The organism is Janthinobacterium fluminis, from assembly GCF_028595325.1.
Lineage (GTDB): Bacteria > Pseudomonadota > Gammaproteobacteria > Burkholderiales > Burkholderiaceae_D > Janthinobacterium > Janthinobacterium fluminis.
This window is the reverse complement of the sequence record NZ_JAQQXR010000005.1, coordinates 483,583-507,728: the sequence shown is the minus strand read 5'-3', so window position 1 is coordinate 507,728 and position 24,146 is coordinate 483,583. Positions and strand designations below refer to the sequence as shown.

Annotated in this window: 21 protein-coding genes and 1 other RNA gene; 12 read left to right on the top strand and 10 right to left on the bottom strand. The window is 64.0% G+C overall.

All coding sequences use genetic code 11. From position 1 onward, the window contains the following. Positions 1–277: 277 nt before the first annotated feature. Together OIK44_RS15640 and OIK44_RS15635 are read left to right on the top strand one after the other, a co-directional pair. Positions 278–1,921 (top strand): type VI lipase adapter Tla3 domain-containing protein, encoded by a 1,644-nt coding sequence (locus OIK44_RS15640; protein ID WP_273671932.1) that lies wholly within the window; start codon positions 278–280, stop codon positions 1,919–1,921. 195 nt (positions 1,922–2,116) lie between these two features. Next, positions 2,117–2,344: a hypothetical protein gene (locus tag OIK44_RS15635; protein WP_273671930.1), complete on the top strand. Its 228-nt coding sequence runs from the start codon at positions 2,117–2,119 to the stop codon at positions 2,342–2,344. Positions 2,345–2,412: 68 nt separating this feature from the next. On the opposite strand, the gene OIK44_RS15630 is transcribed toward OIK44_RS15635, so the two are convergent. The 4 genes from OIK44_RS15630 to aceE all read right to left on the bottom strand — a co-directional run bounded on the left by OIK44_RS15630 (position 2,413) and on the right by aceE (position 10,633). After that, entirely contained in the window at positions 2,413–4,437 is a 2,025-nt protein-coding gene (locus OIK44_RS15630) for a hypothetical protein (protein WP_273671928.1), read from the bottom strand. Between the two features lie 225 nt (positions 4,438–4,662). Then, the gene (gene lpdA / locus OIK44_RS15625; RefSeq protein ID WP_273671926.1) at positions 4,663–6,441 is read right to left on the bottom strand and encodes a dihydrolipoyl dehydrogenase; all 1,779 of its coding nucleotides are present in this window, start codon (positions 6,439–6,441) and stop codon (positions 4,663–4,665) included. Between the two features lie 148 nt (positions 6,442–6,589). Beyond that, positions 6,590–7,900 carry a dihydrolipoyllysine-residue acetyltransferase gene (gene aceF / locus OIK44_RS15620; RefSeq protein WP_273671925.1) on the bottom strand — a complete coding sequence of 437 codons (1,311 nt, stop codon included), beginning with the start codon at positions 7,898–7,900 and terminating at the stop codon, positions 6,590–6,592. Positions 7,901–7,936: 36 nt separating this feature from the next. Continuing rightward, a complete protein-coding gene (gene aceE / locus OIK44_RS15615; protein WP_273671923.1) occupies positions 7,937–10,633 on the bottom strand; it encodes a pyruvate dehydrogenase (acetyl-transferring), homodimeric type in 2,697 nt (898 codons plus the stop codon). A 274-nt stretch (positions 10,634–10,907) separates the two neighbouring features. Here aceE and folD point away from each other — a divergent pair, with 274 nt between their 5' ends. The 7 genes from folD to OIK44_RS15580 all read left to right on the top strand — a co-directional run bounded on the left by folD (position 10,908) and on the right by OIK44_RS15580 (position 18,148). After that, on the top strand, positions 10,908–11,753 hold the full coding sequence (folD, locus tag OIK44_RS15610; protein WP_273671922.1) for a bifunctional methylenetetrahydrofolate dehydrogenase/methenyltetrahydrofolate cyclohydrolase FolD: 846 nt from the start codon (positions 10,908–10,910) through the stop codon (positions 11,751–11,753). Positions 11,754–11,802: 49 nt separating this feature from the next. After that, the gene (locus OIK44_RS15605) at positions 11,803–13,881 is read left to right on the top strand and encodes a M3 family metallopeptidase (RefSeq protein WP_273671920.1); all 2,079 of its coding nucleotides are present in this window, start codon (positions 11,803–11,805) and stop codon (positions 13,879–13,881) included. Positions 13,882–13,957: 76 nt separating this feature from the next. Then, positions 13,958–14,566, top strand: coding sequence for a glutaredoxin family protein (locus tag OIK44_RS15600; RefSeq protein ID WP_273671918.1), 609 nt, complete (start codon positions 13,958–13,960; stop codon positions 14,564–14,566). 69 nt (positions 14,567–14,635) lie between these two features. Further along, positions 14,636–15,061: a DNA polymerase III subunit chi gene (locus OIK44_RS15595; protein ID WP_273671917.1), complete on the top strand. Its 426-nt coding sequence runs from the start codon at positions 14,636–14,638 to the stop codon at positions 15,059–15,061. Beyond that, positions 15,058–15,435 carry a hypothetical protein gene (locus OIK44_RS15590; RefSeq protein ID WP_273671915.1) on the top strand — a complete coding sequence of 126 codons (378 nt, stop codon included), beginning with the start codon at positions 15,058–15,060 and terminating at the stop codon, positions 15,433–15,435. Before OIK44_RS15595 ends, OIK44_RS15590 begins: the two co-directional genes overlap by 4 nt. A 167-nt stretch (positions 15,436–15,602) precedes the next feature. Further along, positions 15,603–16,745, top strand: a complete 1,143-nt coding sequence (locus OIK44_RS15585) for a branched-chain amino acid ABC transporter substrate-binding protein (protein ID WP_273671914.1) — start codon at positions 15,603–15,605, stop codon at positions 16,743–16,745. Between the two features lie 260 nt (positions 16,746–17,005). Then, positions 17,006–18,148: a branched-chain amino acid ABC transporter substrate-binding protein gene (locus OIK44_RS15580; RefSeq protein WP_273671913.1), complete on the top strand. Its 1,143-nt coding sequence runs from the start codon at positions 17,006–17,008 to the stop codon at positions 18,146–18,148. Between the two features lie 108 nt (positions 18,149–18,256). On the opposite strand, the gene OIK44_RS15575 is transcribed toward OIK44_RS15580, so the two are convergent. Next, entirely contained in the window at positions 18,257–18,568 is a 312-nt protein-coding gene (locus OIK44_RS15575) for a c-type cytochrome (RefSeq protein WP_273671912.1), read from the bottom strand. Positions 18,569–18,735: 167 nt separating this feature from the next. Here OIK44_RS15575 and OIK44_RS15570 point away from each other — a divergent pair, with 167 nt between their 5' ends. Next, positions 18,736–18,960, top strand: a complete 225-nt coding sequence (locus OIK44_RS15570; RefSeq protein WP_273671911.1) for a TIGR04438 family Trp-rich protein — start codon at positions 18,736–18,738, stop codon at positions 18,958–18,960. A 33-nt stretch (positions 18,961–18,993) separates the two neighbouring features. On the opposite strand, the gene ilvD is transcribed toward OIK44_RS15570, so the two are convergent. After that, entirely contained in the window at positions 18,994–20,856 is a 1,863-nt protein-coding gene (gene ilvD, locus OIK44_RS15565) for a dihydroxy-acid dehydratase (protein WP_273671909.1), read from the bottom strand. Positions 20,857–21,048: 192 nt separating this feature from the next. Here ilvD and OIK44_RS15560 point away from each other — a divergent pair, with 192 nt between their 5' ends. Then, entirely contained in the window at positions 21,049–21,951 is a 903-nt protein-coding gene (locus tag OIK44_RS15560) for a LysR family transcriptional regulator (RefSeq protein WP_273671908.1), read from the top strand. Further along, a complete protein-coding gene (gene lgt, locus OIK44_RS15555; RefSeq protein WP_273671906.1) occupies positions 21,945–22,763 on the top strand; it encodes a prolipoprotein diacylglyceryl transferase in 819 nt (272 codons plus the stop codon). The genes OIK44_RS15560 and lgt overlap by 7 nt, the downstream gene beginning before the upstream one ends. 42 nt (positions 22,764–22,805) lie before the next feature. Here the strand turns inward: lgt and OIK44_RS15550 are convergent, their stop codons facing one another. The 4 genes from OIK44_RS15550 to OIK44_RS15535 form a co-directional block, all read right to left on the bottom strand. Continuing rightward, positions 22,806–23,267 carry an EVE domain-containing protein gene (locus OIK44_RS15550; RefSeq protein WP_273671904.1) on the bottom strand — a complete coding sequence of 154 codons (462 nt, stop codon included), beginning with the start codon at positions 23,265–23,267 and terminating at the stop codon, positions 22,806–22,808. Positions 23,268–23,357: 90 nt separating this feature from the next. Continuing rightward, positions 23,358–23,537, bottom strand: a non-coding RNA gene (ssrS, locus tag OIK44_RS15545) — 6S RNA. A gap of 47 nt (positions 23,538–23,584) precedes the next feature. Continuing rightward, positions 23,585–23,896: a cell division protein ZapA gene (locus tag OIK44_RS15540; protein ID WP_273671902.1), complete on the bottom strand. Its 312-nt coding sequence runs from the start codon at positions 23,894–23,896 to the stop codon at positions 23,585–23,587. Then, complete coding sequence (locus OIK44_RS15535; protein ID WP_273671900.1) at positions 23,896–24,132, bottom strand: DUF904 domain-containing protein; 237 nt, start codon at positions 24,130–24,132, stop codon at positions 23,896–23,898. Before OIK44_RS15535 ends, OIK44_RS15540 begins: the two co-directional genes overlap by 1 nt. Positions 24,133–24,146: the final 14 nt, after the last annotated feature.

The following is a 24,146-nucleotide window of genomic DNA, read 5'->3' as shown; positions in this document are numbered from 1 at the left end:
CGTTACCCACTGGCGAATACGACAGCCTGGATTTTGATGCGCCCTCGATGACCGGGCGCCGAAATAGCCGTCCGCGTTGTGCTGTCACAAATAGATTTCTTCGCCTCAGCCGAGATTGCTCCCCTCATGCCTAAATGGGTGGACGCATGAGTACTGCCACGGCTGCGCATGCGCCGAAAACGTGGAGATACCTGTTGGGTGCGCTGATCGTACTTCTTGTCCTGATCCCGCTATGGGCCAAGTGCAGCCAGAAAGCCTTACTCTGCAGGAGCAAACGATGAACAAGCGATTATTGTGGTGGGTTGCGGGACCGCTGGCGGTGGTGGCATTGGCTTTCGGCGGTCGCTGGATAATGACGTCGAAGGCCGCCAAAGCAGGCGAGCAGCAGACGGTAAAAACAACGCAACCACAAGACGCCGCGTCGTCTCAGCGGGACAAGCGCGAGTATGTATTGGAAGTCATCGGGCTGGGCGTCACGCTCGACAAGTATCGACAAGGGGCATTGTGGGCGGCACTGCAAAAGGGTAGCCCATACGTGACGATCCGCGAACAGGACAAGGAGAAATATCCATATTCCAACATGGAGAAGGATGGCCTCAGCGGTGAGCGTGGCGGCGCTTCGCTGGAGAACGGTGCGCAGTACACGCCGATGTACTACGGTGTTCCGGTATTTGACGCTGAGCCGCCAGTTTTCAATTCGAGAATGATCGAGAAGCCCGACAGCCCGCTAATGGGCTTGGCCGGGGGCGCCGTGTCTTCAGGCATGGCATGGCATTTGTTCGTGATCGGGGATCGCCGCTTTGGCGAGCATCCCGACCGCATATTGGACGATGTATTCGCTTTTTTTGATGCCCATCCCGACGTCCCCTACATCGTCCTCAATTCGGAGGACAGCATGGCCACCCGCGATCTGTACCGCCCGGATGGTTCCGCGCCACTCATGCACGACGGTAACTACATACCCGAAATGCCCGACGCCTCGGCGCTGTTCGTGCTGGCGCGCCGCGAACGGGTCGATGCGGTGCGGCCCTTCGTATGGGATGACCCCGACAACGACTTCCTGCAGAAGATTTTTCGCTGGATGTATTTCGAACTGCAATCAGAAGTGCCTCATCCAGACCGCAAAAAAATCACTCGGACGCCGGCACAAGTTGGCGCTGACCCCACCCGTCACGAAGATGGCCATGGCGCGGAACGCCCCCCGCTAGTCAGCGAATGGCTGGAGGCCGCAGCCGCCTTCGCTCAACGCCCTGACATCCGTGGCACCGGAAACATCAGCCTGATTAATCGCATCAACCCCTGGGCGCACCGCCCGCCCACGAACTGGAAACCGACGCCCTGGTTCCCGATTCCCTGGAGTAAGAGTCAACTTGCCACGTTTGACAGCCTGCCTTCGCTCGGTTTTATCCACCGCCCCAAGTTCGTCAAGTTCGCCGACGAACACGGCAAGCCACTGACACGACCGGACCAGCGGAGCAAGGCCCTGAAGGCTGGTTGGCAGGAGGCATTGCTTGCGCTGTCTGAATCGCAGCGGATCAAGGCGCCAGCCCTCATCGTTGCAGCGAGTGGCGGCAATACCGCTCAGACGATCGCTTTGCATAGCGTCTTAAACGCCTATGCGGCTCAGGGCGGGCCAGAAATCGACACTGGAAAGTCCGAGCAATTTATCGACACCGACAAGCGCCTTGGCAACACCGGCGCGAGTACGCTGTTTATGCAGATGGCGATAGGCGTGATGGGGAGCTACCGCACTGGCGGCATCAGTGCAGCGATCAACCTGCGCGACAAGGACGAAGCGTCTATCGTCTTCATCAGCCCGCCATCGGCCGAAAAGCGCAAAACCCAACAGCATCCGCGCGGCGGCGATGTGTTCGCGCATCATGCCACGCCAGCCATTGATCCTGCGGACTATTCGCAATAGCAGATAACTGTCTAGACATCATGTATTGGACGACCGCTTCTCGGCAACCTGTGGCGGCATGGGCAGCTTTATGTCATTCTTCTGGTTCGCGTCGACGATGTCGCTCTTCTCGGCCGTCTCTATGAAGGGGGCGTATAAATTTAGGTTGTTTCTTTGATGTAAATTTATAGCAAATTTGATAGCGAGGAGAACGGCATGGCGAAAGTAGCTTTCTCTCGTAGTGACGTTATGGCTATCAATGGCCGAATGTCTAGCAAATCGGCCGTGCCGAAAGAGGCTAACTATGGCCCGGCTTCTACTACTTTGTCGCGCTCGCCATCCTCACCTGTTGCGGCGAAAGTTATGCGGGAAGTAGGCGTTTCAAGCAAAAAAATTTCAGAAGCCTATCGCTTTGCAAAGACAATGGCTGTTAAGCCAAAGTGACCTGTGGCATACAACACTATCAATGAAAAGTTGACTGGTGATCCCAATGGCTTGGTAGTGCCGCGCCGCTACAACGAGGAATCGCTCAGCACGACGCCCGAAAGGCTGGCGCGCCGGCTGATCCTGGCGCGCCTGGCGACGTCCAGAATCAGGCTCTCCTGCAGGTCGGCGCTGTGCCGGCCGCCGCCGAGGAAGCGCTCCTCATAGGTGCCCGGCCCGGCGCCATGCGCTTGCGCCGGGCCGCCTTGGGCCGGCGCTTCCGACGCGGGCGCCGTGGCCGTCAACACCTCGATATGGTCCTTGTGCAGTCCGGCGTAAATATCCAGTTCCGGCTGCAGTTCGACGAAGCCGCGCTGCGTGAAGGCATAACGCATCAGGTCGATGGAGGTGTCGAATTTCTGCGCCAGATAGAAGGTGCGCAGGCAGTCGAACTGGAACGACACTGCGCCGCCGGCGTCGAACAGGATGCCGCGCTCGCACAGCGTGGAGAAGATCGGCAGCGTCGGCAAGCCCAGGCCGCGCACGCCGAAATAGTCGGCCTCGAACTGTTCCAGCTCGGCCGCGTGCATGCTGAGTTTTTTCGCCTCGAACAAGTGGTAGGCCAGCTCGACCAGGAAGCCGCTCTGGCAGGCCGCGTCGTCCGCCGTTTCCAGCAAGGCGGCTGTGTAGGCCGCGATCATTTCGGCGCGGTTCGCCGCGGCCAGCGAGCGGCCCCGCTCCGCCAGGCTAAGCGCGATGGAAACGAGGAAAGGCGTCTGCGGCATGCCCGCGTCCGCCATCGCGCGCAGCATGGCGTCGAGGCGCGGGCCGACCGCCGCCAGCGCCGCGCCGAACCAGTTTTCCGCCAGCTGGCGCACTTGCGCCGCGCTAAAACTGTGCAGGTAGACGAGCTCGGTGCGGCACGCCAGCATCGGCAGGAAGCTGGCCTCCAGCGCTTTTTCCTGGCCTTCGCCGAGCGTGAAGCAGAATTTGCAGCTGTTGAATTCGGCAAGGAAGGCGGCCAGGACGTCCAGCGCGTCCGCCTGCCCCGGCGCCAGATTGTCGATGCAGAGCATGGCGCCGGGCCGGTGCAGCAGCGCGGCGATGGCGGACGGATGGAAGTCGCCGCCGCGCGAACGGGCCGCCGCGTCGAGCAGCGCCGCCCGCGTCACCTTGCCGACGGCTCTCATGTCGACCTGGAAAACGCATGGCGTGTTCGCCTGCAGGCACAGGTAATTGAGCAGCGTCGTTTTGCCGGACTCGTCGCGCCCGACAAAGAACACCGCGCTGTCGTTCGCCGCCAATTCGGCCAGGGAGCGCGACTGGATCGACGGCACGCCGCCCTGCTCCGGCTGGCGCGACAAATTGCTGATCGGCGGCTCGACGAAGATGGCGCGCAGCGTCTTCGGCGCGATGCCCGACGTGGCGTGCGACAGCAACTGGCGGTCGAAGCGCTCGTACAGCGCGACCGGCACGGGCAGCGGCACCGCTTCGGCCAGCCCGCAGCTTTCCTTGCCGTCCTGCGTGTAGCGGGCCGCCACGTGGAACGCCTGGTCCGCATTGTCGTATTGGCGCAGCGTGACATTCCAGCGCGGCGCCGGCGCGCCCTTGAATTCCAGCACGGAATAGCCTTCAAAGCCGGAAACGGATGCCTCCGGCGTGCCGGCATTGCCCTCGAACAGGGTGCGCAAGGCTTGCATCAGCGAGCCGGCGTCGCCCGTGTATTTGCGTCCGTGAAACACCGCATGGACATTTTGGTAGACGGCCCGCTGCTCGGCGTCGGCCCGCTCATGCGTCGAAAAGAAACTGAAGCCGGTGGCGCCGGCGGCCTGCTGGTCGCGGCTGCGCGGCACCAGATAGAAGCGCGCGCCCGGCGCGGACGCGGCGGCCAGCAGCGGCTGGATGAAATTGTCGAAGATGTAGGTCGGCGGCGTGGCCTGGGCGTCGCCCTTCGCCACCAGATCGCCGGTGAAGAAAATCGCATCGATCAGGTGGCCGGCGTCGCGGTAGTCGGCAATGTCCTTGTACAAAGCGCACAGCGCCAACTGCTGCTCGCGCTCGCGGGAGCGGCTCAGGTGCAGGTCGGAGACGTGAAGCGCGGTGAATTTTTTCATCTGAATGGTGTTGTCCGGTGCCGGTGTTTTGCCGCCCCAACATGGCTGGACGAACTAAAACTTTCCTAAACAGAATTTTTACATTTTTTCACTAGGGAAATACTAACCAATATTCACTTGGGATAGCTTTCAGCCCATATTTAGCCGAAAAACGGCGAAAAAAAACCAGCAGCGTAAGGCTGCTGGTTTTTCGCGGGACTGAACGGCGCCTGCGCGGCGCTGCGGTCAGCGCTTGCGCGGCGCCGGCATGTCGGTGCAGACGCCTTCGTACACTTCGGCGGCCAGGCCGATCGATTCGCCCAGCGTCGGGTGCGGATGGATGGTCTTGCCGATGTCGGTGCCGTCCGAGCCCATTTCGATGGCCAGGGCGATTTCGCCGATCATGTCGCCGGCGTGCGTGCCGACGATGCCGCCGCCGACGATGCGGTGGGTGCTCGCGTCGAACAGCAGCTTGGTGAAGCCTTCGTCGCGGCCGTTGGCCACGGCGCGCGCGCTGGCGGCCCAAGGGAACACGCCCTTCTCAAGCTTGATGCCCTTGGCCTTGGCTTCGTCTTCGGTGATGCCGACCCACGCCACTTCCGGGTCCGTGTAGGCCACCGACGGGATCACCTTGGCGTCGAAGTAGGCTTTCTGGCCGGCTGCCGCCTCGGCCGCCACATGGCCTTCATGCACGGCCTTGTGCGCCAGCATGGGCTGGCCGACCAGGTCGCCGATGGCGAAGATATGCGGCACGTTGGTGCGCATCTGGCCGTCGACGTTGATGAAGCCGCGCTCGGTGACGCTGACGCCGGCCTTGTCGGCCGCCAGCTTCTTGCCGTTCGGGCTGCGGCCCACGGCCACCAGCACCATGTCGTACACCTGCGGCGCAGGCGCGGCGGCGCCCGCCTCGGCCGCCTCGAACGTGACCTTGATGCCTTCGGCCAGCGCCTCGACGGCCACCGTCTTGGTCTTGGTCATGATGTTGTCGAAGCGCTTCTCGTTGAACTTCTGCCACACTTTGACCATGTCGCGGTCGGCGCCCTGCATCAGGCCGTCGAGCATTTCGACGACGTCGATGCGCGCGCCGAAGGTCGAGTACACCGTCGCCATTTCCAGGCCGATGATGCCGCCGCCGATGACCAGCATGCGTTTCGGGACCGCGCGCAATTCCAGCGCGCCGGTCGAGTCGACGATGCGCGGGTCTTCCGGCACGAACGGCAGTTTGACGACCGAGGAACCGGCCGCGATGATGGCCTGCTTGAACTGCAGCACTTGCTTGCTGCCGTCGTCCGCCGTCACCTCGATGTGGAAGGGGCTGAGGAACTGGCCGACGCCGCGCACCACGTTGACCTTGCGGCCCTTGGCCATGCCGCTCAGGCCGGCCGTCATCTTGCCGATGACTTTTTCCTTGTAGCCGCGCACGGCGTCGATGTCGATCTGCGGCGCGGCGAAGGTCACGCCGTGCTTGGACATCGTCGCCGCTTCGTCGATCACGGCCGCCACGTGCAGCAGCGCCTTCGACGGGATGCAGCCGACGTTCAGGCAGACCCCGCCCAGCGTCGCGTAACGCTCGACGATGACGGTGTTCAGGCCCAGGTCGGCGGCGCGGAAGGCGGCCGAGTAGCCGCCGGGGCCGCCGCCGAGCACCATCATGTCGCATTCGATGTCGACCTTGCCGGCGTAGCTGCCGCCGGCGGGCGCCGCCACCGGCGCGGCCGGGGCCGCGGCAGGCGCCGGGACCGGCGCGGCGGCCGGGGCAGCCGCCGCGGCCGCAGGCGCGGCGGCTGCGCCCTCTTCCAGCACCAGCAACAGCGAACCTTCGGCGATCTTGTCGCCGATCTTGACTTTCAATTCCTTGACCACGCCGGCATGGCTGGCCGGGATTTCCATGCTGGCCTTGTCCGACTCGACGGTCACCAGCGACTGATCGACCTTGATCGTGTCGCCCACCTTGACCATCATTTCGATCACTTCCACTTCTTTGAAATCGCCGATATTGGGCACTTTCACTTCGATCGTACTCATCGCATACTCCATCGCTCCCCTCGCCGCTGGTGCCGCCGGCGCCGGGTAAAAAATGAGGGACGCAGGCGGCGCCTACGCGTCCGGCCTGCCCTGGATTGCGGCGCGGGCGCGCGGCCGGTGAAGGCCGCGCGCCCGCGCCGGGCTCACATTACAGCAGCGTCTTGCGCAGGTCGGCCAGCACCTCGCCCAGATACACGGCGAAACGCGCGCCCATCGCGCCGTCGATGACGCGGTGGTCGTAGGACAGCGACATCGGCATCATCAGACGCGGCTGGAACGCCTTGCCGTCCCAGACCGGCTTCATGGCCGCTTTCGACAGGCCCAGGATCGCCACTTCAGGCGCATTGATGATAGGCGTGAACGCCGTGCCACCGATGCCGCCCAGCGAGGAGATGGTGAAGGTCGCGCCCTGCATGTCGGTCGGCTTCAGCTTGCCCTCGCGCGCCTGCGCCGACAGCTCGCCCATTTCCTGGGCGATCTGCGCCACGCCTTTTTTGTCGGCGTCCTTGATGACCGGAACCATCAGGCCGTTCGGCGTGTCGGCCGCGAAGCCGATGTTGTAGTACTGCTTCAGGATCAGGTTTTCGCCGTTGGCGTCGATCGAGGCGTTGAAGGCCGGGTACTTTTTCAGCGCCGCGACGGATGCCTTGATAACGAAGGCCAGCATGGTCAGCTTGACCGCTTCCTTGTTCTTGGCGTTGCCGGCGTTGGTCGACACGCGGAACTCCTCCAGCTCGGTCACGTCGGCTTCGTCGAACTGCGTCACGTGCGGGATCATCACCCAGTTGCGGTGCAGGTTGGGGCCGCTGATCTTCTTGATGCGCGACAGCGGCAGCAAGGTGGTTTCGCCGAACTTGCTGAAGTCCAGCGACGGCCACGGCAGCAGGTCCATGCCGACGCCCTTGCCGGCGGCGGGCGCGGCGCCGCTCGACAGCGAACCGGCCATCACGCCCTTGACGAAATTCTGCACGTCTTCCTGGACGATGCGGCCTTTCGGGCCGCTGCCGGGAACGCGCAGCAGGTCGACGCCGAGTTCGCGGGCGAACTTGCGGATCGACGGCGAGGCGTGCGCCAGCGCGCCGCTTGGCGCGGCGGCGGCGGGCGCCGCAGCCGCAACCGGGGCCGGCGCAGCAACGGGCGCGGGCGCCGGGGCGGCGGCCGGAGACGGAGCCGGGGCGGGCGCGGCGGCCGGGGCCGCGGCGGGCGCGGCAGCGGCGGCGTCGCCCGCTTCCAGAATCAGCAGCAGCGAACCTTCATGCACCTTGTCGCCGACCTTGACGCGCAATTCCTTGATGACGCCGGCATGGCTGGAGGGGATCTCCATGCTGGCCTTGTCCGATTCCACCGTGATGAGCGACTGGTCGACCTTGATCGTGTCGCCCGGCTTGACCATCAACTCGATGATTTCCACTTCCTTGAAATCCCCGATATCCGGGACTTTAACTTCCACAATGCTCATAGCGTTTGCTCCGTTTTTCTATTCGTCAGAACCGCGTTATTGGGTGACCGGATTGGCTTTGTTCGGGTTGATGCCGTACTTGGCGATCGCCTGCTCGACCACGGAGACGTCGATCGAACCTTCGTCGGCCAGCGACTTCAGCGCCGCCACGGTCACATAATAGCGGTTCACTTCGAAGAACTCGCGCAGCTTGGCGCGGCTGTCGGAGCGGCCGAAACCGTCGGTGCCCAGCACTTTGTAGCTGCGGCCCTTCGGCACGAAGGCGCGGATCTGCTCGGCGAAGGCGCGCATGTAGTCGGTGGTGGCGACGATCGGGCCGCTGGTGTTTTGCAGGCACTCGGTGACGTAGGGCACGCGCTGGGTCTGGCTCGGGTTGACCATGTTCCAGCGCTCGGCGTCCTGGCCGTCGCGGGCCACCAGCGTCAGCGACGGCGCCGACCAGACGTCGGCGGCGATGCCCCAGTCCTCTTGCAGCAGCTCGGCGGCGAACATCGATTCGCGCAGGATGGTGCCCGAGCCGATCAGTTGCACGCGCAGCTTGGCGGCCTTGTCGCCTTCGGAGAACAGGTACATGCCTTTCAGGATGCCCTCTTCCTGGCCCGGCTTGATGCCCGGCTGGGCGTAGTTCTCGTTCATGATCGTGATGTAGTAGAACACGTCTTCCTGGTTGCCGATCATGCGGCGCAGGCCGTCCTGGATGATGACCGCGACTTCATGGCTGAAGGTCGGGTCGTATGGCATGCAGGTCGGGATGGTCGCGGCGACGATATGGCTGTGGCCGTCCTCGTGCTGCAAGCCTTCGCCGTTCAGCGTGGTGCGGCCGGCGGTGCCGCCCATCAGGAAGCCGCGCGCGCGCATGTCGCCGGAAGCCCACACCTGGTCGCCGATGCGCTGCATGCCGAACATCGAGTAGAAGGTGTAGAACGGGATCATGATGCGGTTGTTGGTCGAGTACGAGGTCGCCGCGGCGATCCACGAGCTCATGCCGCCCGCCTCGTTGATGCCCTCCTGCAGGATCTGGCCGGCCTTGTCTTCGCGGTAGTACATGACCTGGTCTTTGTCGACCGGCTCGTACATCTGGCCTTTCGGGTTGTAGATGCCGATCTGGCGGAACAGGCCCTCCATGCCGAAGGTGCGCGATTCGTCGACCAGGATGGGGACGACGCGCTGGCCCAGGTTGGGGTCGCGCAGCAGCGTCGAGATGACGCGCACGAAAGCCTGCGTGGTGGAGATTTCACGGCCTTCTGGCGTCGCTTCCAGCACGTTCTTGAACGCCGACAGGTCCGGCACCGGCAGGGTTTCCTCGGCCTGCTGGCGGCGCTGCGGCAGGTAGCCGCCCAGGGCCTTGCGGCGCTCCTGCAGGTAGATCATTTCCGGCGAGTCGTCGGCCGGCTTGAAGAACGGAATCTCGGCCAGCTTGTCGTCGGGGATGGGCAGCGAGAAGCGGTCGCGCATTTCGCGGATCGCCTCGTCGTCGAGCTTCTTGGTCTGGTGCGCCGTGTTGCGCGCCTCGCCGGACTTGCCCATGCCGTAGCCCTTGACGGTTTTCACCAGCAGCACGGTCGGCTGGCCCTTGTGCTCCTGGGCGATCTTGAACGCGGCGTAGATCTTGTGCGGATCGTGGCCGCCGCGGGTCAGGCGCCAGATGTCGTCGTCGCTCATGTTGGCGACCATTTCCAGCAGCTTCGGATGCTTGCCGAAGAAGTGCTTGCGCACGAAGGCGCCGTCCTTGGCCTTGTAGTTCTGGTACTCGCCGTCGACGGTTTCCATCATCACGCGCTGCAGGATGCCTTCCTTGTCCTGCGCCAGCAAGGTGTCCCAGCCCGGGCCCCAGATGACCTTGACGACGTTCCAGCCGGCGCCGCGGAAGTCGCCTTCCAGTTCCTGGATGATCTTGCCGTTGCCGCGCACCGGGCCGTCCAGGCGCTGCAGGTTGCAGTTGACGACGATGACGAGGTTGTCGAGCATGTCACGCGCGGCCAGGCCGATCGCGCCCAGCGATTCCGGCTCGTCCATCTCGCCGTCGCCGCAGAACGCCCACACCTTGCGGTTGTCGGTCTTGGCGATGCCGCGGGCGTGCAGGTATTTCAGGAAGCGCGCCTGGTAGATCGCCATGTGCGGGCCCAGGCCCATCGAGACGGTCGGGAACTGCCAGAAGTCCGGCATCAGCTTGGGATGCGGGTAGGAGGACAGGCCCTTGCCGTCGACTTCCTTGCGGAAGTTCAGCAACTGCTCTTCGCTCAGGCGGCCCTCCAGGAAGGCGCGCGCGTAGACGCCCGGCGAGGAATGGCCCTGGATGTACAGCAGGTCGCCGCCGTGCTCTTCGGTCGGGGCGTGCCAGAAATGGTTGAAGCCGATGCCCAGCATGTTCGCCAGCGAGGCGAAGCTCGACAGGTGGCCGCCCAGGTCGCCGTCGGCGCGGTTGGCCTTGACCACCATCGCCATGGCGTTCCAGCGCATCCACGAGCGCAGGCGCTCTTCGTATTCCAGGTTGCCGGGGCAGTGTGTTTCGAGGTGGGCGGGAATGGTGTTAACGTAGGCGGTGTTGCTGGAGAATGGGATCTGGGCGCCGCGGCGGCGCGCCAGATCGACCATGCGTTCCATCAGGTAGTGGGCGCGTTCCGGACCCTCGTTTTCCAAAACGGCTTCTAGCGCGTCGAGCCATTCTTTGGTTTCTTGCGAATCGGGGTCCTGGGCGATTAACGCCGTAACCTGGTCGAGTTGAGCTGACATCTGTTGAGTCTCCTTTGTGAGCGCCCCACCAGGATACCTGATCGCTTGGCGGACGGCATTTCGCTGATTATTTACCAATACCCTAAATTAGTCAGGGGATTCTAACAGGCTATTTGTTATTTTTCAAATTACGATATACCTTTCCACAATGTGAAATTTCACAGTGAAAACCATGCTGCAGCGCCGCAATTTCCATGAAGAAAACACCCGAAAACGCGGCCGCCGCGGCGCGCCGGCTTTATAATCTGCTTTTATCCTCCCACCAGCCAAAACCATGCCAGCACAATCGATCGACGGAATCTTGCTCTCCCAAAAACTGCGCGGTGAAATCGCCGCGCGCGCCAGCGTCCTCACCGCCAAGGGCAAGCAGCCCGGCCTGGCCGTGATCCTGGTCGGCGAAGACCCGGCCAGCCAGGTATATGTGCGCAACAAGGTCAAGGCTTGCGGCGACGTCGGCTTCCACTCGGTGCTGGAAAAGTATGAGGCGGACCTGACGGAGGCGGCGCTGCTGGCGCGCATCGACGCGCTGAACGCCGACCCGGCCATCCACGGCATCCTGGTGCAGATGCCCCTGCCCAAGCACATCAACCCGCACAAGGTCATCGAGGCGATCTCGACCGCCAAAGACGTCGACGGCTACTCGGTGCTGAGCGCCGGCGAACTGCTGACGGGCCTGCCGGGCTTCCGCCCCTGCACCCCCTACGGCTGCATGAAATTGATCGAGAGCACGGGCACCGACCTGCGCGGCAAGCACGCCGTCGTCATCGGCCGCAGCAACACCGTCGGCAAACCGATGGCGCTGCTGCTCTTGCAAGCGAACGCCACCGTGACCATATGCCATAGTGCGACGCCGGACCTGGCCCAGCACACGCGCGGCGCCGATGTCGTCGTGGCCGCCGTCGGCCGCCGCAACACGCTCACGGCCGACATGGTCAAGCCGGGTGCGATCGTCATCGATGTGGGCATGAACCGCGACGATAACGGCAAGCTGTGCGGCGACGTCGATTTCAACGGCGTCCGCGAAGTGGCCTCGCACATCACGCCGGTGCCGGGCGGCGTCGGGCCGATGACGATCACGATGCTGCTGATGAACACCGTCGAAGCGGCGGAACGGGAATAACACGCCGCGCCGCGGTCCGGGCGCGCTTGACGAACAATTGGAAAGACTGATGACTACACACAACCCTCTGCTGGACTTCTCGGGCCTGCCGCGTTTCGACGCGATCAAGGCGGAACACGTCACCGCGGCCATCGACACGCTGCTGGCCGACAGCAACGCCGTCGTGGCGCAGCTGGAAGCGCCCATCGCCCATGTGACATGGGAGAACTTCGTCGCGCCGCTGGAGAACGCCACCGAGTTGCTGGGCCGCGCATGGGGCATCGTCAGCCACTTGAACAATGTCGTCGACACGCCCGAACTGCGCGCCGCCTACAACGAGAACCAACCGAAGATCACGGAATTCTGGACCGCGCTGGCCCAGAACGAGGAAATGTTCGCCAAATACAAGGCGCTGAAGGCGGGGCCGGAATTTGCCGCGCTGTCGGCGCCGCGCCAGCGCATCATCGACAACGCCATCCGCGACTTCCGCATGGGCGGCGCCGAGCTGGCCGAGGACAAGAAGGAGCGCTTCGCGGAAATCCAGGAAGAGCACGCCGGCGTGTCGACGCGCTTCTCCGAGAACGTGCTCGACGCCACCAACGACTTCAAGCTGCTGGTGGCCGACGAGGCCGACCTGGCCGGCGTGCCGGACGACGTCAAGCAGGCGGCCCGCGCCGCCGCCGACAAGGACGGCAAGGCCGGCTTCCAGTTCACGCTGCACTTCCCCTCCTATTTCCCGCTGCTGCAATTTGCCGACAAGCGCGCGCTGCGCGAGGCGATCTACCACGCCAACGCCACCAAGGCGTCCGAGATGGGCAGCGGCTTCAGCGAAAAGGATAAGTGGGATAACAGCCAGAACATCGTCACTTTGCTGAAGTTGCGCGACGAAGAAGCGAAAATGCTCGGCTACAAGAACTTCGCCGAAGTCTCGCTGGTGCCGAAGATGGCCCACAGCCCGGAGCAAGTGATTACCTTCCTGGAAGATCTGGCCACCCGCGCCCGCCCCTACGCCGAGCAAGACCTGGCCGAGTTGCGCGCCTTCGCCAAGGACGAGCTGGGACTGGCCGAGCTGAAAGCCTGGGACATGCCTTACGCGTCCGAGAAGCTGCAGGAGCGCCGCTACGCGTTTTCCGCCCAGGAAGTGAAGCAGTACTTCCCCGAGCACAAGGTCGTCGACGGCCTGTTCCGTCTGATACAAACGCTGTTCTCCGTGTCCATCGTCAGCGACACGGCCAGCACCTGGCACCCGGACGTGCGCTTTTTCCGCATCGAAAAAGACGGCAAACTGCTCGGCCAGTTCTACCTCGACCTGTACGCGCGCGCCGGCAAGGGCGGCGGCGCCTGGATGGACGACGCCCGCGGCCGCCGCCTCGAGGCGGGCGGCGCCGTGCAAACGCCGGTTGCCTATCTGACCTGTAACTTCACCGAACCGGCCGTCATCGACGGCAAAGCGCACCCCTCGCTGTTCACCCACGACGAGGTCATCACGCTGTTCCACGAATTCGGCCACGGCTTGCACCACATGCTGACCCAGGTCGACGAAATCGGCGTGTCCGGCATTTCCGGCGTCGAGTGGGACGCCGTCGAACTGCCGTCGCAATTCATGGAAAACTTCTGCTGGGAATGGGAAGTGCTGGAACACATGACGGCCCACGTCGGCACCGGCGCGGCGCTGCCGCGCGCGCTGTACGACAAGATGCTGGCGGCGCGCAACTTCCAGTCCGGCCTGCAAACCCTGCGCCACGTCGAACTGTCGCTGCACGATATGCACCTGCACTACGACTACGATCCGCAGAGCGCGAAAAGCGTGCAGGAAGTCATCGACGAGGTGCGCGGCAAATTCGCCGTGATGGTGCCGCCGGCCTACAACCGCTTCCAGAACTCCTTCGGGCATATTTTTGCCGGCGGTTACGCGGCCGGCTACTACAGCTATAAATGGGCGGAAGTGCTGTCGGCCGACGCCTACGGCGCCTTCGAGGAAGCGGCGGCGCTGGGCGGCGGCATCCTGTCGGTGGAAACGGGCAGGCGCTTCCAGCAAGAAATCCTGGCCGTGGGTGGTTCGCGCCCGGCGCTGGAGTCCTTCACCGCCTTCCGCGGACGCGAACCGAGCATCGACGCCCTGCTGCGCCACAGCGGCATGGCGGCCTGAGGCACAACGCCGGCCCCGCCCCCAAGCGTGGCCGGCGCGGACATCACTGCGCGTCTTTCTGATAAGGCACTAGACCATGAAGCTGCCATCGAACTGGAAAATCGGCGTCTTGCTGCTGGCCTGTGCCGGCGCGGCCAGCGCCCAGGTATACAAGTGGAAGGACGCGAAAGGCGTCACCCATTTCAGCGACACGCCGCCGCCCGCCTCGACCGCCAAGGTCGAGCTTAAATCGTATGGCAGCCAGGACACGGCCGCGCTGCCGTTCGAGCTGGCCGAGGCGGTGCGCAATCATCCCGTCACGCTGTACACGGCCGAACAGTGCGAAGCCTGCGACCTGGGCCGCAACCTGCTGCGCGGGCGCGGCATCCCCTACACGGAAAAAACCGTCGGCAACGCCGCCGACCAGGCGGCGCTGAAACAGGCCGGCGGCGCCGCGCAACTGCCCTTCCTGCTGCTGGGGCGCAGGAAATACACGGGCTTCGAGCAGGGCGCCTGGGACAGCGCGCTGAACGCCGCCGCTTATCCGGCCCAGCGCATGCTGCCGGCCGACTACCGGCAGCCGCCGCCGACGCCGGCCGCGCCGCGCGCCGACCCCGCCGAAGCGAAGGCCAAGGCCGACGCGGCCGAGCAAAGCCGCCGCGAGCAGCCCCCCGCCGCCACGCCGCCGCCGGGCTTTCAATTCTAAGGGCGGCCGAGCGGTTAAAATCATGGCTGCGGGTCGGCATTCCAGACCCTGACGCTTCCTACATTGCCTATGACACGCATCGACTTCCATACCAACGTCCCCGACAAGATCAGCTATGCCTGCCGGCTGGCCCGCAAAGCCTATATGGCGCGTAACCGGGTGGTGCTGCTGGCCGAGGACGCCGAGCAACTGGCCGCGCTGAACGCCGCCATGTGGACCCTGTCGGAAACCGATTACCTGCCGCATGTGCTGGCCGACGACGCGCTGGCGCCGGAAACGCCGATTGTGCTGACCGACAGCGACGGCGCGGCCCTGCCGCACCACGATATCCTGGTCAACCTGTCGCGCCGGCAACCAGCCAATTTCGCCGAATTCCAGCGCGTCTTCGAAATCGTCTCGGCCGCCCCGGAAGACGCGGCCGTCGGCCGCCAGCGCTATCTGCAATACAAGCAGCAGGCGTATCAGCCGAGCCACTTCGTCGCGGGCAAGGCATGAGCCAGCCGCCGTTCGACCCCAGCATTCCGGTTCTGACCGAGGTGTTGAAAGACAGCACGGAGTCGGTCCGGAAAATTCCGCCCCCCACCGTCGACCATGGCGAGCAGCTGGAGGAACTGGCGCTCAAGCAATGGAGCGACCAGGACTGGCATATGCTGGAACGGCGCCTGTCGGAGCGCATCCTGCACCAATTGCAGGGACGTGTGGACTTCGTGCTGGAACAGCGCATCAAGGATTGCATGGCCGAGGCGCTGGAACGCGCGCTGGAAGACTTCACCGGCGCGCTGCGCAGCGGCTTGCAAGACACCATAGAACAAATCGTCACCCGGGCCGTGAGCCAGGAATTGACGCACCTGCAGACGCTGAAGAAGTAGCGGTCCGCGCGCGCCGCGGCCGCCGCCGCGCATAACGTTGTTATAAAAAGTAATATTTAGCGAACGCACTTTGCGGACCCATGGTTTTGTTGTACCTTGCTGCCTCGTACCAAATTTTGAGACGGCGTTCATGAGGCGCCGCCGTAATCTATCCATTGGAGATGTTTATGCTGTTCAAGACCAAGTTCATTCCCCTTGCAATCGCCATGGCTTTCGCAGGCAGCGCCGGCGCACAGGAAGTCGTCAAAATCGGCCACGTCGCGCCTATCTCGGGCCCTAGCGCCCACCTGGGCAAAGACAATGAAAACGGCGCCAAGATGGCGATCGAGGACTTGAACGCCAGTGGTTTCAAGATCAACGGCAAAGCCGTCAAATTCGTGCTGTTGACCGAAGATGACGCGTCCGATCCGAAGCAGGGCACGGCCGCCGCGCAAAAGCTGGTGGACGCCAAAGTCAACGGCGTCATCGGCCACCTGAATTCGGGCACCACGGTTCCCGCCTCGAAGATCTACTTCGACGCCGGCATCCCGCAAATCTCGCCGTCGGCGACGACGCCGCAGTACACCAAGCAAAAATTCAACACGACCTTCCGCGTCGTCGCCAACGACAACAAGCTGGGCGGCACGCTGGGCCGTTACGCCGTCGACAAGCTGCAAGCGAAGAAGATCGCCATCATCGACGACCGCACGGCCTACGGCCAGGGCGTCGCCGAGGAGTTCGTCAAGGGCGCGAAAGCCAAGTTCCCCGGCGTGCAAATCGTCGGCAAGGAATTCACCAGCGCCAACGCGACCGACTTCAACGCCATCCTGACGGCCATCAAGGGCAAGAACCCCGACCTGATCTTCTTCGGCGGCATGGACGCCGTGGGCGGCCCGATGCTGCGCCAGATCAAGTCCCTCGGCATGAAGGTGCGCTTCATGGGCGGCGACGGCGTCTGCACGGAATCGCTGCCGAAACTGGCCGGCGACGGCGTCGGCGAAGGCATCGTCGTCTGCGCGGAAGCGGGCGGCGTGATGGGCGACCAGCAAAAGGCGATGGACGACTTCGTCGCCCGCTACAAGAAAAAATACAATAGCGACGTGCAACTGTACGCGCCGAACGTCTACGACGCCGTGATGACGATGGCGACGGCGATGGCGGACGCCAAGTCGGCCGAGCCGGCCAAGTACCTGCCCTTCCTGGCCAAGGTCAAGTACAGCGGCGTGACCGGCCCGATCGCCTTCGACGCCTTCGGCGACATCAAGGACGGCTCGCTGACCTTGTTCACCTTCAAGGGCGGTAAAAAGACCAAGATGGAAGTGGTCAAGTAAGTCCTTGCCGGGCGCCTTTCAAGCAAGGGCGAACGGCCAGGGGCGCATCAAGTTGCCCCCAATCTACAAAAAAAGCGCGCTGAGCAAATCAGCGCGCTTTTTTTTTCGTCGCCTAACCAACAGTTAGCCACATTTCCCGAAAAAAGCCGGCGGCGAGCTTTGAGATTTCCATATTTTATTGTACCTTTCTCCATCTGCACCAAATTTTTAAGCGGCGCAAATGGCCGCGCCGCTGTTTTTCTGTCAAATTGGAGATGTTTATGCTGTTTAAAGTTAAGTTCGCCCCACTCGCCATCGCCCTCGCCTTCAGCGCCAGCGCCGGCGCACAGGAAGTCGTCAAGATCGGCCACGTCGGCCCGATTTCCGGCGGCATCGCGCACCTGGGCAAAGATAACGAAAACGGCGCCAAGATGGCGGTCGAGGACTTGAACGCCGGCGGCTTCAAGATCAACGGCAAAGCCGTCAAATTCGTGCTGGTGACGGAAGACGACGCCGCCGATCCGAAGCAGGGCACGGCCGCCGCGCAAAAGCTGGTGGACGCCAAAGTCAACGGCGTCATCGGCCACCTGAATTCGGGCACCACGGTTCCCGCCTCGAAGATCTACTTCGACGCCGGCATCCCGCAAATCTCGCCGTCGGCGACGACGCCGCAGTACACCAGGCAGAAATTCAACACGGCCTTCCGCGTCGTCGCCAACGACAACAAGCTGGGCGGCACGCTGGGCCGCTACGCCGTCGACAAGCTGCAGGCGAAGAAGATCGCCATCATCGACGACCGCACGGCCTACGGCCAGGGCGTCGCCGAGGAGTTCGTCAAGGGCGCGAAAGCCAAGTTCCCCGGCGTGCAAATCGTCGGCAAGGAATTCACCACCGCCAACGCGACCGACTTCAACGCCATCCTGACCTCGATCAAGGGCAAGAACCCGGACCTGATCTTCTTCGGCGGCATCGACGCCGTCGGCGGCCCGATGCTGCGCCAGATGAAGGCGCTGGGCATCAAGGCCAAGTTCATGGGCGGCGACGGCATCTGCACCGAATCGATGCCGCGCCTGGCCGGCGACGGCCTCGGCGAGGGCAATGTCACCTGCGCGGAAGCCGGCGGCATCGCCAGCAGCCAGCAGAAGGCCCTGGACGCGTTTGTAGCGCGTTATAAGAAGAAGTTCGGCAGCGATGTGCAAATCTACGCGCCGCACACCTACGACGCCGTGATGACGATGGCGACGGCGATGGCGGACGCCAAGTCGGCCGACCCGGCCAAGTACCTGCCCTTCCTGGCCAAGGTCAAGTACCAAGGCGTCACGGGCACGATCGCGTTCGACGCGAACGGCGACATCAAGGATGGTTCGCTGACCTTGTTCACCTTTAAGGGCGGCAAGAAGGTCAAGATGGACGTGGTGAAATAAGCGGCGGTCCGGGCAGCCGGGGGCGGAGCCCGGCTGTTTGTCGTGTAGGCATAAAAAAAGCGCGCTGACCTCGGTCAGCGCGCTTTTTTTGTCTGGCGGCGCAATGGTTTATTTTTGCGCCAGCACCCATTTGACCAGCGTGCGGGCTTCGGCCTCGCTCACTTGCGGATTGGCTGGCATCGGCACCGTGCCCCACGCGCCGGAGCCGCCTTTCAGAATTTTTTGCACCAGTTTGTTCTCGGCGTCTTTTTGACCTGCGTATTTGGCGGCGACATCCTTGTATGCCGGGCCGACCAGTTTGCTGGCGACCGCGTGGCATGCCATGCAGTTTTTTGCTTTTGCCAAATCGGCATTAGCCAGCGCAGCTTGCGAAGCAAATGCGGATACCATCAACACACCAACCATCATGGAACGTTTCATTGTATTCTCCAAAGTAACTAAATGCATTCTACCGTGTTTTTCACAGCTGGAACGAGGGGCCATTGGGTACATAACGTGATGTTGCGCACACCGGTTGACCACGGCGGTCATCTTACTCCTGTCGCGCAGTTTTTTTTGTAAGTTGATGTAACCGGAGGAGAAAAATAATGCCCATTATTTTAGTGATTCTTTCGCTTTGCCTCTTGCGTTATTTCGAGATCTGGCGCTTCGCCGCATTATCGTGGTGGTGGATCGTCGGATTGATGGCGCTGGCCTTCATCTGGTTCGAATTTATCGAGCCCATGCTGGGGCTGGACAAGCGCAAGGCCCACGATGAAGACGAGAAACGCCGCAAGGACCGCGTCAAGCAATCCTTCGACAAGCGCAAGTAGGCGGGACGGCCGCGGCCGCCCGCCTCCCCCGGCTTAACGGCGCAGCTGCGACAGGTCGCGCACGGCGCCGCGGTCGGCCGAGGTGGTCAGCGCGGCGTAGGCTTGCAGCGCCTGCGAGACGAAGCGCTCGCGCCCGACCGGCAGCCAGGCGGCCGCGCCCTTCGCCTCCATCGCCGTGCGGCGCGCGGCCAGCGCGGCGGCGTCGATGCGCAGGTTGATGCTGCGCGCGGGGATGTCGATGTCGATCATGTCGCCCTCTTCCACCAGGCCGATGGCGCCGCCCTCGGCCGCCTCCGGCGAGGCGTGGCCGATGACCAGGCCGGACGAGCCGCCCGAGAAGCGGCCGTCGGTGAACAGCGCGCAGGCTTTGCCCAGGCCCTTCGATTTGATGTAGGAGGTCGGATACAGCATCTCCTGCATGCCGGGGCCGCCTTTCGGGCCTTCGTAGCGGATGATCACGACGTCGCCGGCGCTGACGCTGTCGGCCAGGATCGCCTCGACGGCCGCGTCCTGGCTTTCAAACACCCGCGCCTTGCCGCTGAACTTCAAGATGCTTTCGTCGACGCCCGCCGTTTTGACGATGCAGCCCTTTTCCGCCAGGTTGCCGTACAGGACGGCCAGGCCGCCGTCCTGCGAGTAGGCGTGCGCCTTGTCGCGGATGCAGCCGGTGGCGCGGTCCAGGTCCGAGGTGGCGAAGCGCGACGACTGCGAGAACGCCACCTGGGTCGGCACGCCGCCGGCGGCGGCGCGGAACAGTTCGCGCACGGCCGGGTCGTCGGTCTGCGTGATGTCGTAGTTGGCGATGGCCTCGCCCATGCTCTTGCTGTGGATGGTGGGCAGGCTGGTGTCGAGCAGGCCGGCGCGCGCCAGTTCGCCGAGGATGCCGACGATGCCGCCGGCGCGGTGCACGTCTTCGATGTGGTATTTGTCGGTCATCGGCGCGACCTTGCACAGGCAGGGCACCTTGCGCGAGATGCGGTCGATGTCGGCCATCGAGAATGCCACGCCGGCCTCGTGCGCGGCCGCCAGCAGGTGCAGCACGGTGTTGGTCGAGCCGCCCATCGAGACGTCGAGGGCCATGGCGTTTTCGAACGCGGCCTTGGTGGCGATCGCGCGCGGCAGCACCGTGGCGTCGTCCTGCTCGTAGTAGCGCTTGGCCAGCTCGACGACCAGGCGGCCGGCGCGCAGGAACAGTTCCTTGCGGTCGGCGTGGGTGGCGACGATGGTGCCGTTGCCCGGCAGCGCCAGGCCCAGCGCCTCGGTCAGGCAATTCATCGAATTGGCGGTGAACATGCCGGAGCAGGAGCCGCAGGTGGGGCAGGCGGCCCGCTCGATCTCGGCCACGTCGGCGTCGCTGACGCTGCTGTCGCCGGCCTTGATCATCGCGTCGATCAAGTCGAGCTTGATGATTTTCTGCGCGCCATTCACCACCTTCACGACCTTGCCGGCCTCCATCGGCCCGCCGGAGATGAAGACCACGGGGATGTTGATGCGCAGCGCCGCCATCAGCATGCCGGGCGTGATCTTGTCGCAGTTGGAGATGCACACCATGGCGTCGGCGCAGTGGGCGTTGACCATGTATTCGACCGAGTCGGCGATCAGGTCGCGCGAGGGCAGCGAGTACAGCATGCCGCCGTGGCCCATGGCGATGCCGTCGTCGACGGCGATGGTGTTGAATTCCTTGGCGACGCCGCCGGCCGCCTCGATCTCGCGCGCGACCATCTGGCCCAGGTCCTTCAGGTGCACATGGCCGGGCACGAATTGGGTGAAGGAATTGACGACGGCGATGATGGGCTTGTCGAAATCGCCGTCCTGCATGCCGGTGGCGCGCCACAGCGCGCGCGCGCCTGCCATGTTGCGGCCGTGGGTGGTGGTGCGGGAGCGGTATGCGGGCATGGTAGACTTTCTAAAAAGATATGATTGCCTGGCGCGCCAGGGCGCCGGCGCCGGCTTGGCGGCGGGGCCGGGAATGGCGCGTGTGGGTACACCAGATTGCCTTGCCTGCGGGGCGCTGTCAAATATATGATGCACATGGCTGTGAGTCGCAAAACATATCACGCATCAGACTATGAATGGAAATGCATATCAATGAATCTTGAACTGCGTCAACTGCGCTACTTCGTCACCGTCGCCGAGGAATTGCATTTCGGCCGGGCCGCGCAGCGCCTGCACATGACCCAGCCGCCGCTGTCGCAAACCATCCAGGCCCTCGAAGCCATGCTGGGCGCGGCCCTGTTCGCGCGCAGCCGGCGCGAGGTCAGCCTGTCGCCGGCCGGGCTGGCGCTGCTGCCGGAGGCGCGCCGCATACTGGGACAGGCGCAGGCCCTGCCCGAGCTGGTGCGCCGCGCCGCCGGCGGCGAGGCCGGCCGGCTGGCGCTGGCCTTCGTCTCGTCGGCCGACTACAGCGTGCTGCCGCCCTTCCTGCGCGCCTACCGCGCCGCCTACCCGCAGGTGCGGATCAGCCTGCAGGAGGCGACGTCGGACGTGCAAGTCGACGAGTTGCTGCACGGACGCATCGACGCCGGCCTCGTGATCCCGCCGCTGTCGGAGCGCGTGCGCGTCGACCTCGACTACCTGCCCGTGCTGGCGGAAGCCTTGATCCTGGCGGCGCCGGCCGGCCTGGACGCGCTCAAGCCGCCCGGGCCGGTGCGCCTGGCCGCGCTGCCGCCGCTGCCGCTGATCATTTTCCCGCGCGCCATCGCGCCGGCCCTGCACGACGCCATCCTCGGCGTCTTCCGCGCGGCCGGCGTCACGCCGGCCATCGGCCAGGAAGCCATCCAGATGCAAACCATCGTCAGCCTGGTATCGGCCGGCATGGGCATCGCACTTGTGCCACAATCCGTCTCGAACCTGATGCGCCCCGGCGTAGAATACCGTCCGCTGGCGGACCCGACCCCGCTGGTGGAAACCGGCCTGGCCTGGCGCCGCGACAACCGCTCGCCCGTGCTGCAGGGCTTTTTGGAATTACTGAGAAAGAATACACAATGCTGATACACCCGATGCCCGACCCCGTCGCCGTTTCCCTCGGCCCGCTGCAAGTGCACTGGTACGGCCTGATGTATGTGCTGGCCTTCGCGCTGTTCATCGCGCTGGGCCGCCTGCGCATCAGGCAGCCGCACATCGCCGCCCAGCGCTGGAGCAAGGAAGACCTCGACGACATGCTGTTCTACGGCGTGCTGGGGGTGGTCATCGGCGGCCGCCTGGGCGAGGTGCTGTTCTACCGCCCCGCCTTCTTCCTGGCCAATCCGCTGGAAATCCTCGCCGTCTGGCACGGCGGCATGTCCTTCCACGGCGGCTTCCTCGGCGTGATGCTGGCGATGTGCCTGTGGGCGCGCAAGTCGGGGCGCAATCTGTTCGACGTCTACGACTTCATCGCGCCGCTGGTGCCGCTCGGCTACGCGGCCGGACGCATCGGCAACTTCATCAACGCCGAGCTGCCGGGCCGCCCCGCGCCCGAGGGCTTGGCGTGGGCCATGCAGTGGCCCGGCATCGCCCTGCCCGTGCACCCCTCGCCGCTGTACCAGGCCCTCGTCGACGGCTTGCTGGTGTTCGTCATCCTGTGGCTGTTTGCGCGCAAGTCGCGCCCGCGCATGGCCGTAGGCGCCATGTTCACGCTGCTGTACGGCTGCGCGCGCTTCTTCACCGAATACTTCCGCGTGCCCGACTATGAGGTGACGTTCGCCGGCATGACGATTTCGTCGGGACAAATGCTGTCGCTGCCGATGATCGCCGGCGGCTTGCTGCTGTTGCTGTGGGCCTACCGGCGCAACGCCCGCGGCAGCGCGCCGGCGCGGGCCGCGTAACAGCGCCGCGCAGGCCCCGCCGCCGCCACGGGGGCGGCGGGCTTACGCCTGCAGCAGGGCGACGATGGCGTCCCACTGGGCGCGCGTGACGGGCGTGATCGACAGGCGGCTGCCTTTTTTCAGCAACAGCATGTCTTCCAGCGCGGCGACCTGGCGCATCTCGGCCAGCGGCAGCAGGCGCGTCTTGCGCCGGCCGCGCACGTCGACGCTGACCCAGCGCGGCTGTTCCGGCGTCGCCTTCGGGTCGAAGTATTTGCCGCCGGCCTGGTACTGGCTGGCGTCGGGATAGGCCGCGCTGGCCACCTCGGCCAGTCCGGCCACGCCGGGCTGCGGACAACTGGAGTGGTAGAACAGCACGCCGTCGCCGACGCGCATGCCGTCGCGCATGAAGTTGCGCGCCTGGTAGTTGCGCACGCCGAACCACGGCACCGTGCGCGCCGGCGCCGCCATCACGTCGTCGATACTGACCTCGTCCGGTTCGGACTTCATCAACCAATATTGCATGGGGCTGCGCTCCTGATGGGCGGCGCGCATACGCCGCGCGCGCAAAAAAGCGGTTGCGCATCGCAAGATGCAGGCAACCGCTATCGAATGTGGAACCCCGCATGTGCCGTTATGCCGGCATCCCGAACCAAACGGTTCAAGGTGGTCACAGTTAGTTCAATTTCGGGTTCGTCGGACTAGCGACGCTCACTCCCATCGAACAAAATTCCGCAACCGGTGCACATAAATGGTTCAAGGAATATATGGCAATCGCGAACACTGCAGGGTAGACCCGAAGTTTACTCCTATGCCCCCGCATGTCAAACCTATTTCGCTGATTAGAACAGATTTTCCTGCGGCGTCAGGGCGCTGTCGAGGACGGCGTGCATGGCGTCGATTTTCTCCTTGACTTCCAGGATGGTCAGTTCGGAGAGCGGGCCCTGCGGCGATTTGACGGACAGGAATTCCGCCGCCACACCCAGGGCGGCCAGCACGGCGATGCGGTCGTTGCCCTTGATTTTGCCGGCGTCGCGGATCGCCGTCATTTTGCCGTCGAGGAATTTGGCCGCTTCGCGCAAAGCCTTCTCTTCCTCCTCCTTGCACACCATGCGGTAGGATTGGCCCATGATGGTGACGTCCAAATGTGTCATCAAGCTTCTTTCTCTTCGGCCGCTTCATTGATTCCCGCCTGGACCAGCTCGGGGATTTTTTCCAGCAGCGCTTCGACGCGCTGGTGCGCCTCGCTGATGCGCTGCAGATACACGGCGTTTTCGGCGCCCAGGGCCGCGTTGGCCTGGCGCAGGTAGGCATTTTCGCGCCGCAGCGCGTGCGTCATGTCGGCCAACTGGCCGATTTTTTCGGATAATTCGTGGAATTCGGAAATCATCCCACCACTATAGG

Coding starts and splice junctions, on each gene's coding strand:
- OIK44_RS15570 (WP_273671911.1), top strand. CDS start 18,736: ATGCCCATTATTTTAGTGATTCTTTCGCTTTGCCTCTTGCGTTATTTC.
- OIK44_RS15590 (WP_273671915.1), top strand. CDS start 15,058: ATGAGCCAGCCGCCGTTCGACCCCAGCATTCCGGTTCTGACCGAGGTG.
- OIK44_RS15585 (WP_273671914.1), top strand. CDS start 15,603: ATGCTGTTCAAGACCAAGTTCATTCCCCTTGCAATCGCCATGGCTTTC.
- OIK44_RS15560 (WP_273671908.1), top strand. CDS start 21,049: ATGAATCTTGAACTGCGTCAACTGCGCTACTTCGTCACCGTCGCCGAG.
- OIK44_RS15535 (WP_273671900.1), bottom strand. CDS start 24,132: ATGATTTCCGAATTCCACGAATTATCCGAAAAAATCGGCCAGTTGGCC.
- OIK44_RS15600 (WP_273671918.1), top strand. CDS start 13,958: ATGAAGCTGCCATCGAACTGGAAAATCGGCGTCTTGCTGCTGGCCTGT.
- OIK44_RS15635 (WP_273671930.1), top strand. CDS start 2,117: ATGGCGAAAGTAGCTTTCTCTCGTAGTGACGTTATGGCTATCAATGGC.
- folD (WP_273671922.1), top strand. CDS start 10,908: ATGCCAGCACAATCGATCGACGGAATCTTGCTCTCCCAAAAACTGCGC.
- OIK44_RS15550 (WP_273671904.1), bottom strand. CDS start 23,267: ATGCAATATTGGTTGATGAAGTCCGAACCGGACGAGGTCAGTATCGAC.
- OIK44_RS15605 (WP_273671920.1), top strand. CDS start 11,803: ATGACTACACACAACCCTCTGCTGGACTTCTCGGGCCTGCCGCGTTTC.
- OIK44_RS15630 (WP_273671928.1), bottom strand. CDS start 4,437: ATGAAAAAATTCACCGCGCTTCACGTCTCCGACCTGCACCTGAGCCGC.
- OIK44_RS15575 (WP_273671912.1), bottom strand. CDS start 18,568: ATGAAACGTTCCATGATGGTTGGTGTGTTGATGGTATCCGCATTTGCT.
- OIK44_RS15595 (WP_273671917.1), top strand. CDS start 14,636: ATGACACGCATCGACTTCCATACCAACGTCCCCGACAAGATCAGCTAT.
- OIK44_RS15640 (WP_273671932.1), top strand. CDS start 278: ATGAACAAGCGATTATTGTGGTGGGTTGCGGGACCGCTGGCGGTGGTG.
- aceE (WP_273671923.1), bottom strand. CDS start 10,633: ATGTCAGCTCAACTCGACCAGGTTACGGCGTTAATCGCCCAGGACCCC.
- aceF (WP_273671925.1), bottom strand. CDS start 7,900: ATGAGCATTGTGGAAGTTAAAGTCCCGGATATCGGGGATTTCAAGGAA.
- ilvD (WP_273671909.1), bottom strand. CDS start 20,856: ATGCCCGCATACCGCTCCCGCACCACCACCCACGGCCGCAACATGGCA.
- lgt (WP_273671906.1), top strand. CDS start 21,945: ATGCTGATACACCCGATGCCCGACCCCGTCGCCGTTTCCCTCGGCCCG.
- OIK44_RS15540 (WP_273671902.1), bottom strand. CDS start 23,896: ATGACACATTTGGACGTCACCATCATGGGCCAATCCTACCGCATGGTG.
- OIK44_RS15580 (WP_273671913.1), top strand. CDS start 17,006: ATGCTGTTTAAAGTTAAGTTCGCCCCACTCGCCATCGCCCTCGCCTTC.
- lpdA (WP_273671926.1), bottom strand. CDS start 6,441: ATGAGTACGATCGAAGTGAAAGTGCCCAATATCGGCGATTTCAAAGAA.